Below are 11,632 nucleotides of genomic sequence, written 5' to 3' on the forward strand. Positions count from 1 at the left end.
TGTGTACACGGCCGGGTGCTTGGCACACGAAATCTCCCACTCCGGGCCGGGTCCACAGCAGGCTCCCAGGCGTCTCCCGGTGGGCTCTCATCCGGGTGACGCAGCATGATCCGCATGATCGTCCCCCACACGACCGACACCACTGTCCCCACCCGCACGGTCCGTAAGGCAGTCGTCCCGGCCGCCGGGCTCGGCACCCGATTCCTGCCGGCGACCAAGGCGACGCCGAAGGAGATGCTTCCGGTCGTCGACAAGCCGGCCATCCAGTACGTCGTCGAGGAGGCCGCGGCGGCCGGGCTCGACGATGTCCTGATGGTCACCGGCCGCCACAAACGGGCCATCGAGGACCACTTCGACAACGCCTTCGAGCTGGAGCAGGCCCTCGCGGCCAAGGGCGACGCGATGCGCCTCGACGCCGTGCGCGATCCCGCGCGCCTGGCCAGCATCCATCACATCCGCCAGGGCGAGCCGCTCGGCCTCGGCCACGCGGTGCTCTGCGCCCGCCGCCACGTCGGCGACCAGCCCTTCGCCGTCCTTCTCGGCGACGACCTGATCGACCCGCGCGAGACCCTGCTCAGCACGATGCTCGACGTCCGCGACCGGTACGCCGGGAGCGTGGTCGCCCTCATGGAGGTACCGCGTGAGCAGATCCACCTCTACGGCTGCGCGGCCGTGGCGCCCACGGAGGAGAAGGGCCTGCTCCGCGTGACCGGCCTGGTCGAGAAGCCCTCTCCCGAGAACGCGCCGAGCGCCTACGCGGTCATCGGCCGCTACGTCCTCGACGCCGACGTCTTCGACGTCCTGGACCGCACCCCACCGGGTCGCGGCGGCGAGATCCAGCTCACCGACGCCCTCCAGCACCTCGCGACCGACGGCACGGTCCACGGCGTCGTCTTCGACGGCCTTCGCTACGACACCGGCGACAAGGCGGACTACCTCCGCACGGTGGTACGTCTGGCCTGCGACCGCGAGGACCTGGGCCCCGAGTTCATCGACTGGCTCAAGGGGTTCGTGGCGGAGTGGGAAAGCGGCGAGGGGGTGGGGCGGAGGCGGCCGGCGGCCTGACGACTGGACCGCTCACCCCGGGCCCGCCGGCCCCCTGGGGCGCCCCCACACCCCCGGTCCCGCGCTCAGCCGTTGGGCCGCAGGGTCCACACCACCGTCATCTCGCCCGTGATCGCCCCGTCCGCGCGGCGGATCTCGATGGTCACGGGGAACTCGGGGCGTTCCCCGGCGTCGAGTTGGGCGACGACCTCGGAGGCCGGGCGGCCCAGGGTCGCCGTGGCGGTCACCGGGCCCATCGCGAGCTTGCGGTAGGCGATCTCCGCGTTGACGGCGAGCGGCACGGCGCGCGAGAGCTGGTCGCCGAACGCGGCCAGGACGACCGCCCCACTGGCGGACTCGGCGAGCGTGAACATCGCCCCGGCGTGCGGTCCGCCCACGTGGTTGTGGAACTCGCCCTGGTCGGGCAGGGCGACCACGACCTTCTCCGGGCCGGTCTCCACGAACTCGAGGTTCAGGGTCCGCACCATGGGCACGGTGGCGGCGAGCATCTCGCCGACGGACATCTGGTCTGCGCTCATGCCGGGATGTTACCCACGAGTAAATTGCGCTGACCAGGCCTGGTACCAGTGACAGACGTCTCCTTCCAGGCCTCACCGCCTCCCGATCCGTCCTGCAAAGGGTTTGGCAAGACAGCACCCCGGCGGCGATAGTCGGCCGGTGACCGCCTCCGCCGACTCCTCCCGCCGCGCCCGCAGACCCGCCTGGGCGAGCCGCAACTACGGCCTGCTGACCGCCGCCGCGTTCGTGACCAACCTCGGCAGCAACGGCGCCCTGATCGCCGCCGCGTTCGCCGTACTGGAGGCAGGTGGGGACAGTGGCGACGTGGGCCTGGTGGCCGCCGCGCGCACGCTCCCGCTGGTGGTGTTCCTGCTGATCGGGGGCGCCGTGGCGGACCGCCTGCCCCGGCACCGGGTGATGGTCGCGGCCAACACCCTCAACTGCCTCTCCCAGGCAGCGTTCGCCGTCCTCGTCCTGGCCGGCGAGCCCCGGCTCTGGCAGATGATGGTGCTGACCGCGCTCGGCGGCACCGGGCACGCGTTCTTCAGCCCGGCGGCCGAGGGCATGCTGCTGTCCTCGGTGCGCGGCGAACAGGCCGGCCGTGCCTTCGCGGTGTTCCGGATGGCGATGCAGGGCGCGGCGCTGGGCGGCGCCGCGCTCGGCGGTGCGTTGGTCGCCGCGGTCGGCCCCGGCTGGGTGCTCGCGGCGGACGCGGTGGCCTTCGCGGTCGCCGGTTCGCTCCGCGCCTTCCTCGACGTCAGTCACATCCCGGCACGCGAACCGGGCGCCGGCATGCTCGCCGACCTCCGCGACGGCTGGCGGGAGGTCGCGGGGCGGCCGTGGCTGTGGGGGATCGTCGTCCAGTTCTCCGTGGCCAACGCGGTGCTGGGTGCCGCCGACGCGGTCTACGGCCCGCTGGTCGCCCGGGACGACCTGGGCGGGGCGGGCCCCTGGGGTGTGGCCCTCGGCTTCTTCGGCGCGGGCACGGTCGTCGGCGCCCTCCTCATGACCCGCTGGAAGCCGCGCCGGCTGCTCTTCGTGGGCATCCTCTGCGTGTTCCCGATGACGCTGCCGTCCGCCGCGCTGGCCGTACCGGTGTCGGTACCGCTCCTGTGCACGGCGATGTTCGTGGCCGGCGCGACCGTCGAGGTGTTCGGCGTCTCCTGGATGACCGCCCTGCACCAGGAGATACCGGAGGACAAGCTCTCCCGGGTCTCGGCCTACGACTGGTTCGGCTCGGTCGCCCTCATGCCGCTCGCAGCGGCTCTGGCGGGCCCGGCGGAGTCGGCGTTCGGACGCACCGCGGCCCTGTGGGGCTGCGCGGGCCTGATCGCGGCGGTCACGGCGGCCGTCCTGTGCGTACCGGACGTCCGTAACCTGCGCCGGAGCACCAGGACGGTCACCCAGGTCACCACGAAGGACTCAGCCGATGCCGAACGCCCCGTCGGGGGGCTCGGGTGACGGCACCGCCTCCGCGTCCCGCACCGGCCGCGCCGCCCCGATGAACTTCCGCAGCCCGGCGCCGTGTTCGACCCGCGCGGGAAAGGCGTCGGCCGCGGTCCGCCGGGCCAGGGCCGGTGTGTCGAGGGGCAGTTGTCCGGCGACGAGCACCGCGTTCCCGAACCGCCGCCCCCGCAGGACCGCCGGCTCGGCGATCAGCACGAGCTCCTGGAACACCTCGGCGAAATTGGCGAGTTGGGACCGCAGAAACGCGAAGGGCGCGGCGTCGGCGAGATTCGCGAGATAGACCCCGCCGGTCCTGAGCACACGGGCCGCCTCACAGGCGTACTCAAGGGACGTCAGATGGGCGGGAACCCGTGACCCCCCGAAGACGTCGGCGACCAGCGCGTCGGCAGAGGCCGCCGGGGCGCCTTCCAGCCATCGCCGCGCATCGGCCGCGTGCAACGCGATCCCCGCCCCCTCCGGAAGCGGCAGATGCTCGACGACCAGTTCCAGCAGCGCCCGGTCGGCCTCCACGACGTCCTGCCGGGAGCCCGGCCGGGTGGCCGCCAGATACCGCGGCAAGGTCAGAGCACCGCCACCGAGATGTACGACGTCCAGCGGCCGCCCCGCCTCCCCGATGCCGTCCAGCACATGCCCGAGCCGCTGCGCGTACTCGAACTCCAGATGCGTCGGCTCGTCGAGATCGACGTAGGACTGCGGAGCCCCGTCCACGGTCAACAACCAGGCCCGCTCCCGATCGACATCGGGCATCAGCTTGGCGAACCCGTGATCAACGGCACGGGCGACGGGCAGGGACTCGGTCATCTGCTCATTGTGCCTGTGCCACAGCGCCCCTTCAGGGGCGCGGGGCTGTATCGATCTGCGGCTCCGCCGCGCGGGCGCGACCAGCCACAACGGCCCCGCAGTCCCCCACACACCGAAACCACCCTCACACAAGGGCGGTAACGGTCCCCGCCCCGACGGTCCGACCACCTTCACGGATGGCGAATCCGAGACCTGGCTCAAGAGGCACGTCCCGACCCAACTCCACGGTCATGACGACCTTCTCCCCCGGCCGGGCGACAGCGACCTCACCGAGGTCGACATCCCCCACGACATCCGCCGTACGGATGTAGAACTGCGGCCGGTACCCGGTGGAGACGGGCGTCGTACGCCCACCCTCCCGCGCCGACAGCACATACACCTGCGCGGTGAAGCGACGGCTCGGCACCACGCTGCCGGGCGCTGCCACGACATGGCCCCGCCGGACCGCGTCCCGGGGAACGCCCCGCAGCAGCAAGGCCACGTTGTCCCCGGCCTGCGCCTCGTCCATCGGCTTGCCGAAGGTCTCGACGCCGGTCACCACCGTCTCCACGGCGGCCCCGAGCACGTCGACCCGGTCACCCACCCGCACGGTGCCCCGCTCGACCGCGCCGGTCACCACGGTCCCCCGGCCGGTGATGGTCAGCACGTTCTCGACGGGCATCAGGAACGGCGCGTCCAGATACCGCTCGGGGATGGGCACATAGGTGTCCACCGCGTCGAGCAGCGCCTCGATCGACGCCGTCCAACGCGGGTCCCCCTCCAGGGCCTTCAGCCCCGAGACCCGTACGACGGGCACGGCGTCGCCGCCGTAGCCGTGCGCGGTGAGCAGCTCACGGACCTCCAGCTCGACGAGCTCGACCAGTTCCTCGTCGGCCGCGTCCGCCTTGTTGAGGGCGACCACCACGTGGTCGACGCCCACCTGCCGCGCGAGCAGCACGTGTTCGGCGGTCTGCGGCATGATCCCGTCGAGCGCGGAGACGACGAGGATCGCCCCGTCGAGCTGCGCGGCCCCGGTGACCATGTTCTTGACGTAGTCGGCGTGACCCGGCATGTCCACGTGGGCGTAGTGGCGGGTGTCGGTCTCGTACTCGACGTGCGCGATGTTGATGGTGATCCCGCGCGCGGCCTCCTCCGGGGCCCGGTCGATGCGGTCGAACGGCACGAAGGTGCCGCTGCCGCGCTCGGAGAGGACCTTGGTGATGGCGGCGGTCAGGGTGGTCTTGCCGTGGTCGACGTGGCCCATCGTGCCGATGTTCAGGTGCGGCTTGGTGCGCACGTAAGCGGTCTTGGACATGGCTGTACCTCGAAGCCTCTTCGTGTTCGTGGAAGAACGGGACCCCAAGGACTTGCCGACCCTCCCCCTGCGGGGTCCGCCGGACGATCCGGGAAGGGTCAGCTTCGGGCGCCGTCTGCGGCGGCCAGGAACACGGGGACGGCAGCCTTCGGCGCATCCGCGACTGCGGATGCTGCGAGAGCGAAGGCGTACCGGAACATGACGCAGATCATGTCCCACGCGTCGTCCCACGTCGAACGGTTTTTGTCACCGCCCGTCCACGCAAGCGGCGGCATCCATACGGCGATCACACCTCCATGTCGGTTACCGTCACTGGATGCTCGATGCCACCACCCGCTCTGGGGGCACCGCCACGGCCACTCCCCCGGCCATCGCCACGGAGCTCGCTCTCCCCGTCCCCGCGCCGGGGGGTCTCACCTCCCGTTGCACGAGAGTGCTGCTGTCGCCGTGGTCCCGGTTGTCCCTGCTCGTCGCGCTGCTCGCGGGCGCCGCGTCCACGGTCCTGCTCTTCGAGCCACAGAGACTGCTCTCCGACGGCTGGCCGCCCCAGCTCGGCGGGGTCGCGGCCGCGGTCGTGTTCGGGGTGGCGTACGGGCTGTGCACCGTGGCGTTCGTGCCTCGGCCGCTGCTGAATCTGGCCGCGGGCGCGCTCTTCGGGTCGCAGCTGGGGCTCGCCTCGGCGCTCGGCGGAACGGTGCTCGGGGCCGGGATCGCGTTCGGTCTGGGCCGGATGCTCGGGCAGGACGCGCTACGGCCGTTGCTGCGGGGCCGGTGGCTGAAGGCGGCGGACGGGCAGCTCAGCCGGCACGGGTTCCGCTCGATGCTGGTCGCGCGGCTGTTTCCCGGGGTGCCCTTCTGGGCGGCCAACTACTGCGCGGCCGTGTCCCGTATGGGATATGTGCCGTTCCTCGCCGCGACGGCGCTCGGGTCGATTCCGAACACCGCCGCGTACGTGGTCGCCGGTGCGCGGGCTTCCGCACCGACCTCGCCGGCGTTTCTGATCGCCATGGCCGCGATCGCCCTGCCGGGGTTGGCGGGAGCGATCGTGGCGTGGCGCAAGCGGCATCATCTGCGACGCCCCTGAAAGGCGTCGGTCACACCCTCTCCAGAACCATCGCGTTGGCCAGTCCGCCCGCCTCACACATCGTCTGCAGGGCGTAACGGGCGCCGCGTTCCCGCATCGCGTGCACCAGTGTCGTCGTCAGGCGGGTACCGCTCGCGCCCAGGGGGTGGCCCATCGCTATGGCGCCGCCGTGGACGTTGACCTTGGACGGATCCGCGCCCGTCTCCTGCTGCCAGGCCAGGACCACGCTGGAGAACGCCTCGTTGACCTCGAAGAGGTCGATGTCGTCGAGGGTGAGGTGGGCTCGGCGCAGGACCTGCTCCGTGGCGGGGATGACTCCGGTGAGCATGAGGATCGGGTCGGAGCCGGTGACGGCGAAGCTGTGGAGGCGGGCCAGCGGGCGCAGGCCCAGGCGTTCCGCTGTCTCGCTCGACGTGATGAGGACGGCCGAGGCGCCGTCGTTGATCGGGCTCGCGTTGCCCGCGGTCACGCTCCACTCGATCTGCGGGAAGCGTTCGGCGAAGTTCGGGTCGTAGTAGGCGGGCTTGAGGCCGGCGAGGATCTCGGGGGTACTGCCCGGGCGAACGCACTCGTCGCGCGAGACGCCCTCCAGGGGCGCGACCTCGGCGTCGAAGAGGCCCTTCTCCCAGGCCGCGGCGGCCTTGTGGTGGGAGGAGACGGCGAACGCGTCCATCCGCTCGCGCGTGATCGACCACTTGGCGGCGATGAGTTCGGCACTGATGCCCTGCGGGACGAGGCCTTCCTTGTAGCGCTCGGCGACCCCGGGGCCGAAGGGGTCCTTGCCCTCGGGCACGTTCGACCACATCGGCACGCGGCTCATCGACTCGACCCCGCAGGCGACGACGAGGTCGTACGCGCCCGCGATCACTCCCTGCGCGGCGAAGTGCACGGCCTGCTGGGAGGAGCCGCACTGGCGGTCCACGGTGGTCGCCGGGACCGTCTCCGGGAATCCCGCCGACAGGGCCGCGTAGCGGGTGGTGTTCATGGCCTGCTCGCCGACCTGGTCGACGGTGCCGCCGATGACGTCGTCGATGAGCGCCGGGTCGACGCCGGAGCGCTCGACGAGGGTGCGCAGGGTGTGGGCGAGGAGTTCGACGGGGTGCACGTGCGCGAGGGCGCCGTTGGGCTTGCCCTTGCCTATGGGGGTGCGTACGGCTTCGACGATGACTGCGTCACGCATGGTCCGGGCCTCCATCAATGATGGGCGATTACCAGTGAGTAGGAAATCCAAACTCACCATAACCTCGTGGGTTGGGAAATCAAACCCTTGAGTTGGAGAACCAAACCCTCCCCTAGACTGGGCTTCATGGCCGCCCCCCGAGACCCGCGTCCCTGTTCGATCGCCGACGCCCTGGCGCTCGTCGGCGAGAAGTACTCCCTGCTCGTGCTGCGGGAGGTCTGCCTGGGCAACGGCCGCTTCGACCAGCTCGTGCGCAACATCGGGGCCCCGCGGGACATCCTGTCCACCCGGCTGCGCCGGCTCGTCGACGCCGGGATCCTGACCAAGCGGGTCTACAGCGAGCGACCGCAGCGCTTCGAGTACCGGCCCACACAGGCAGGGCTCGAACTGGAGCCAGTGCTGCTGACGCTCATGGCGTGGGGTGACCGGCACCTGCGCGCGGACGACGACCGGCCCATGGTCCTGGAGCACAGCTGCGGCCATGAACTGACGCCCGTCGTCGCCTGCGCGGACTGCGGCGGCACGGTGGTGCACGAGGACCTGACGTCCCATCCGCAGACCCCCGGCTGGACGGTGACGGGCCCGACGGCCGCGTAGGCACTCACCACGCCCGCCCCTGTGGCCGGCCTGTCACCGCGGGGCGCTACGCTGCCCTCGAACCCCGATCACCGCGCCCGGTGATGTGGCACGCCCGACTCCCTTCACTCGACCAGCACTTGGACGCCGTAACTTCATGTCTTGGTTTGAATCACTCGTCCTCGGACTCGTCCAGGGGCTGACCGAGTTCCTTCCCGTCTCCTCCAGCGCGCATCTGCGTCTGACCGCGGCCTTCTCGGGCTGGAAGGACCCGGGCGCGGCCTTCACCGCGATCACCCAGATCGGCACCGAGGCGGCCGTACTGATCTACTTCCGCAAGGACATCGGGCGGATCATCTCGACGTGGAGCCGTTCCCTGGTCAAGAAGGAGCTGCGCAGCGACCACGACGCCCAGATGGGCTGGCTGGTGATCGTCGGCTCCATCCCCATCGGCCTGCTGGGACTGCTGTTCAAGGACCAGATCGAGGGGCCGTTCCGCGACCTGCGCATCACCGCCACGATGCTGATCGTCGTGGGCATCGTCATAGGCGTCGCGGACCGGCTGGCCGCACGCGACGAGAACGGCGGGCGGCATCGCGCGCCCAAGCAGCGCAAGGGACTTGAGGACCTCGGCGTCAAGGACGGCCTGATCTTCGGCCTCTGCCAGTCCATGGCCCTGATCCCCGGCGTCTCCCGCTCCGGCGCGACGATCAGTGGCGGCCTGTTCATGGGCTACAAGCGCGAGTCCGCCGCGCGCTACTCCTTCCTCCTCGCCGTCCCCGCCGTACTGGCCTCCGGCCTCTTCGAGTTGAAGGACGCCATGGAGAGTGACCACGTCTCCTGGGGCCCCACGATTTTCGCCACGGTGATCGCCTTCGTCGTCGGTTACGCGGTCATCGCCTGGTTCATGAAGTTCATCTCGACCAAGAGCTTCATGCCCTTCGTCTGGTACCGCATCGCCCTGGGCATCGTCATCATCGCCCTGGTCACGATGGGCGCCCTCAGCCCGCACGCGGCGGAGTCCGCGGGCTGACAGGCATGACCCTGACCCAGCAGTTCGCGCGGGTCACACCGGAGTACCTGGAACGCTGCCGCGCCTCGGCCCTGGGCTCGCCGGGCGCGGCACCGAACTGGAACCCACCGACCGAGGACCTTCTGGACGCGGGCTGGGCGGTGTGGGGCCTCATCCGCCATTGCCGCGGGTCAGGAGCCGTCCCGGTCACGGTGGCCCTGCTCGAACGCGCGGTCTCCGGCGACCCGGACGGCGACATCGGCTTCCTCGACCACGACGAGGTGTACGACGGTCTCGCGGACCCGCCGCGCCTGTTCGGGCCCGCTGCCGTGGCCGACATCGCGCACGGGCTCGACGCCATCGACGTCGGCCGCCCTGCTCGCGGACCTGCCGGCCTCCCCTGCCGAGGCGGCGGTCGTGTGCGGCTTCGGCCCGGAGTTCGTCGGCGACGTCCGCGCCCACCTGGTCGGACAACTCGCTGCGATGCGGCAGTTCTACCGCGAGGCCGCCCATCGCGGATGGTGAGTCGTCGTCTGGGTCGACTGATCCGGCCACCGGAACCGGGGCGCGCGCCCCGAAAATCCGTGACCAATCGCATACGTTCTGCGTAGCCGTCCGGTAGCGGACTGTCAGTGCTTGCGCCTAGGCTTGTGCGCATGTCCCCCGATTCCCTGACCCGTGGTTCCGCGCGGTCTGCTGCCGAGGTGAACGAGCAGATCCGGGCGCTCTGGATGCGCGCCGGCGGCAAGCTGTCGGCACAGGAGCGCGCGGAGTACGAGCTGTTGGTGGTCGAGTGGGCGGCCGCGATCCGCAGTGACGTCATCGAGGCGGCCTGAACCCACGTCCACCGACCCGGCCGGTACGACCGTCGAAGTGAGGTCATGCCATGAGAGCCATCGTCGTGGGCGCGGGCATCGGAGGGCTGACCGCGGCACTGAGCCTGCGCCGGGCAGGACATGAGGTGACGCTCGTCGAGCAGTCCCGGCGCCTCACCGAGATCGGCGCCGGCATCCAGCTCGCTCCCAACGCCACGCGCGTACTGCGCCGTCTGGACCTGCTCGACGCCGTAGCGGAACAGTCCACGCGCCCGGCGAACGTGAGCTTCCGCACCTGGTCCGACGGCTCCGAGATCTGCCGCTATGTCATCGGCCGTGAGGCCGAGGAGGAGTTCAGGGCGCCGTACCTCCAGGTCCACCGGGCCGATCTCCAACAGGCCCTGGCCGCCGCCGTACCGCCCGAGTCGCTGCGCCTGGCCACCACGGTCGCGGGGATCGACCAGGACGACACCGCGGCCCATGTGACCACGGCGAGCGGTGAACGTCTGGACGCCGACCTCGTCGTGGCCGCCGACGGCATCCGCTCAGCCGCCCGCCAGTGGCTCTTCGGCGCGGACGAGGCGGTGTTCTCGCACACCGTCGCCTACCGGGCCCTGCTCCCCGCCGCCCAGGTCGCCGACCTGGACCTCCCGGAGTACGCGGGCTGGCTCGGCCCGGGCCGTCACGTCGTCCACTACTGGTTGCGCCGCGGCGAACTGCTCAACGTCGTCGCCGTGTTCGTGACGGACGAGGCGGCCCAAGAGTCGTGGACCGCGCGGGCGGAACCCGGCGAGCAGCTGCGCACCTTCTCCGGCTGGGACCCCCGGCTGCGGACCGTCCTCGACCGCGCGGGCCAGGTCCTGCGCTACGGCATCCACACGCGTGCCCCGCTCACCCGCTGGCATGTCGGCCGGGTGACCCTGCTCGGCGACAGCGCGCACGCGATGGTGCCCTTCCAGGCCCAGGGCGCGGCCCAGGCCATCATGGACGCGGCCGTGCTCGGCGACTGCCTGACCGGCACGGCAGCCGACGAGGTGCCCGAAGCGCTCGACCGGTACGTCCGCAGGCGGGCCCCGGCTGCCACGTCCGTGCAGGCCAGTTCCGCCCGCGCGGGCCACGACTACCACCTGCCGGACGGCCCCGAGGCCGAGGCGCGCAACGCCCGCCTGATCGCCCTCGCGGCCGAGAACAGGTTCGGCCCGCACTCGGCCGCCTGGCCGGTGGACGTCCTGGCCGACGACTGACCCCACCCTCAACCCATCCCCCGATCACCCCCGCCCCGCCCTCCGAATGTCACCGCACGCCCCTTGGCGCGGCCCCTCCCATGCCCAACACTGAGCCGATGACGCAGCGTGTGGAGCTCGCGACCGTGATGGACCGGCTGACCGTGGACGCACTCGTCACCGACTACGCCGTGGCCGTGGACGACGGCGACTGGGAGGCGTTCCGAGGACTGTTCACCTCCGACGGGAGGGCCGACTACCGCTCGGCGGGCGGCGTGGAGGGAGACGCGCGCAAGGTCGCCGCATGGCTCGCGGAGAGCCTGCGGCTGTTCTCGATGCGGCAGCATCTGATCGTCAACCGCCGCGTCCGATTCGGCACCCTGGACCAGGACACCGGCGACACGGCCCGCGTCCAGGCCGACTACATCAACCCGATGCGCCTCGCCGACGACGACACCGCCTCCACCGCCCCCGACTTCGTCTGCGGCGGCCGCTACGCCTTCGCTCTGCTGCGCACGGACGACGGCTGGCGACTGCGCGAGGTCGTCGTACAGGAGAAGTGGCGGCGACTGCCGGACCCCCGGCCCGTACCTGTGATCAACTGAGCTGACGCCCTC

The 11,632-nt window shown here is 71.2% G+C and carries 13 protein-coding genes; 8 read left to right on the plus strand and 5 right to left on the minus strand.

Going from position 1 to position 11,632, the window contains the following annotated elements; genetic code table 11:
• Positions 1–114 precede the first annotated feature (114 nt).
• Entirely contained in the window at positions 115–1,065 is a 951-nt protein-coding gene (gene galU, locus BFN33_RS46400) for a UTP--glucose-1-phosphate uridylyltransferase GalU (protein ID WP_069766256.1), read from the plus strand.
• Between the two features lie 65 nt (positions 1,066–1,130).
• Here galU and BFN33_RS46405 read toward each other — a convergent pair whose 3' ends face one another.
• Entirely contained in the window at positions 1,131–1,568 is a 438-nt protein-coding gene (locus BFN33_RS46405; protein WP_069766257.1) for a DUF4442 domain-containing protein, read from the minus strand.
• Positions 1,569–1,722: 154 nt separating this feature from the next.
• On the opposite strand from BFN33_RS46405, the gene BFN33_RS46410 reads away from it, so the two are divergent.
• Positions 1,723–3,024 (plus strand): MFS transporter, encoded by a 1,302-nt coding sequence (locus BFN33_RS46410; protein ID WP_069766258.1) that lies wholly within the window; start codon positions 1,723–1,725, stop codon positions 3,022–3,024.
• Here the strand turns inward: BFN33_RS46410 and BFN33_RS46415 are convergent.
• Positions 2,986–3,831 (minus strand): spermidine synthase, encoded by an 846-nt coding sequence (locus tag BFN33_RS46415; RefSeq protein WP_069766259.1) that lies wholly within the window; start codon positions 3,829–3,831, stop codon positions 2,986–2,988. The genes BFN33_RS46410 and BFN33_RS46415 overlap by 39 nt on opposite strands.
• 124 nt (positions 3,832–3,955) lie before the next feature.
• On the minus strand, positions 3,956–5,125 hold the full coding sequence (tuf, locus tag BFN33_RS46420) for an elongation factor Tu (protein WP_069766260.1): 1,170 nt from the start codon (positions 5,123–5,125) through the stop codon (positions 3,956–3,958).
• 316 nt (positions 5,126–5,441) lie between these two features.
• On the opposite strand from tuf, the gene BFN33_RS46430 reads away from it, so the two are divergent.
• Entirely contained in the window at positions 5,442–6,209 is a 768-nt protein-coding gene (locus BFN33_RS46430) for a TVP38/TMEM64 family protein (RefSeq protein WP_069766262.1), read from the plus strand.
• A gap of 10 nt (positions 6,210–6,219) precedes the next feature.
• Here BFN33_RS46430 and BFN33_RS46435 read toward each other — a convergent pair whose 3' ends face one another.
• The gene (locus tag BFN33_RS46435; RefSeq protein ID WP_069766263.1) at positions 6,220–7,389 is read right to left on the minus strand and encodes a thiolase family protein; all 1,170 of its coding nucleotides are present in this window, start codon (positions 7,387–7,389) and stop codon (positions 6,220–6,222) included.
• A gap of 126 nt (positions 7,390–7,515) precedes the next feature.
• On the opposite strand from BFN33_RS46435, the gene BFN33_RS46440 reads away from it, so the two are divergent.
• Positions 7,516–7,986, plus strand: a complete 471-nt coding sequence (locus BFN33_RS46440; RefSeq protein ID WP_069766264.1) for a helix-turn-helix domain-containing protein — start codon at positions 7,516–7,518, stop codon at positions 7,984–7,986.
• A gap of 136 nt (positions 7,987–8,122) precedes the next feature.
• Entirely contained in the window at positions 8,123–8,998 is an 876-nt protein-coding gene (locus tag BFN33_RS46445; protein ID WP_069766265.1) for an undecaprenyl-diphosphate phosphatase, read from the plus strand.
• Positions 8,999–9,168: 170 nt separating this feature from the next.
• Here the strand turns inward: BFN33_RS46445 and BFN33_RS55030 are convergent, their stop codons facing one another.
• Positions 9,169–9,324, minus strand: coding sequence for a hypothetical protein (locus tag BFN33_RS55030; RefSeq protein ID WP_256123055.1), 156 nt, complete (start codon positions 9,322–9,324; stop codon positions 9,169–9,171).
• 309 nt (positions 9,325–9,633) lie between these two features.
• Between BFN33_RS55030 and BFN33_RS46455 the strand changes: the two genes are divergently transcribed.
• The 3 genes from BFN33_RS46455 to BFN33_RS46465 all read left to right on the plus strand — a co-directional run bounded on the left by BFN33_RS46455 (position 9,634) and on the right by BFN33_RS46465 (position 11,620).
• Positions 9,634–9,813 (plus strand): hypothetical protein, encoded by a 180-nt coding sequence (locus BFN33_RS46455; RefSeq protein WP_069766266.1) that lies wholly within the window; start codon positions 9,634–9,636, stop codon positions 9,811–9,813.
• A 50-nt stretch (positions 9,814–9,863) separates the two neighbouring features.
• The gene (locus tag BFN33_RS46460; protein WP_069766267.1) at positions 9,864–11,036 is read left to right on the plus strand and encodes an FAD-dependent monooxygenase; all 1,173 of its coding nucleotides are present in this window, start codon (positions 9,864–9,866) and stop codon (positions 11,034–11,036) included.
• Between the two features lie 98 nt (positions 11,037–11,134).
• On the plus strand, positions 11,135–11,620 hold the full coding sequence (locus BFN33_RS46465) for a nuclear transport factor 2 family protein (RefSeq protein WP_069766268.1): 486 nt from the start codon (positions 11,135–11,137) through the stop codon (positions 11,618–11,620).
• Positions 11,621–11,632 lie beyond the last annotated feature (12 nt).

The organism is Streptomyces sp. LUP47B (assembly GCF_001746295.1).
Lineage (GTDB): Bacteria > Actinomycetota > Actinomycetes > Streptomycetales > Streptomycetaceae > Streptomyces.

Bases quoted from the DNA above. Each gene is read 5' to 3' on its own strand.
- galU (WP_069766256.1), top strand. From the start codon at position 115: ATGATCGTCCCCCACACGACCGACACCACTGTCCCCACCCGCACGGTC.
- BFN33_RS46405 (WP_069766257.1), bottom strand. From the start codon at position 1,568: ATGTCCGTCGGCGAGATGCTCGCCGCCACCGTGCCCATGGTGCGGACC.
- BFN33_RS46415 (WP_069766259.1), bottom strand. From the start codon at position 3,831: ATGACCGAGTCCCTGCCCGTCGCCCGTGCCGTTGATCACGGGTTCGCC.
- tuf (WP_069766260.1), bottom strand. From the start codon at position 5,125: ATGTCCAAGACCGCTTACGTGCGCACCAAGCCGCACCTGAACATCGGC.
- BFN33_RS46430 (WP_069766262.1), top strand. From the start codon at position 5,442: ATGCTCGATGCCACCACCCGCTCTGGGGGCACCGCCACGGCCACTCCC.
- BFN33_RS46435 (WP_069766263.1), bottom strand. From the start codon at position 7,389: ATGCGTGACGCAGTCATCGTCGAAGCCGTACGCACCCCCATAGGCAAG.
- BFN33_RS46440 (WP_069766264.1), top strand. From the start codon at position 7,516: ATGGCCGCCCCCCGAGACCCGCGTCCCTGTTCGATCGCCGACGCCCTG.
- BFN33_RS46445 (WP_069766265.1), top strand. From the start codon at position 8,123: ATGTCTTGGTTTGAATCACTCGTCCTCGGACTCGTCCAGGGGCTGACC.
- BFN33_RS46455 (WP_069766266.1), top strand. From the start codon at position 9,634: ATGTCCCCCGATTCCCTGACCCGTGGTTCCGCGCGGTCTGCTGCCGAG.
- BFN33_RS46460 (WP_069766267.1), top strand. From the start codon at position 9,864: ATGAGAGCCATCGTCGTGGGCGCGGGCATCGGAGGGCTGACCGCGGCA.
- BFN33_RS46465 (WP_069766268.1), top strand. From the start codon at position 11,135: ATGACGCAGCGTGTGGAGCTCGCGACCGTGATGGACCGGCTGACCGTG.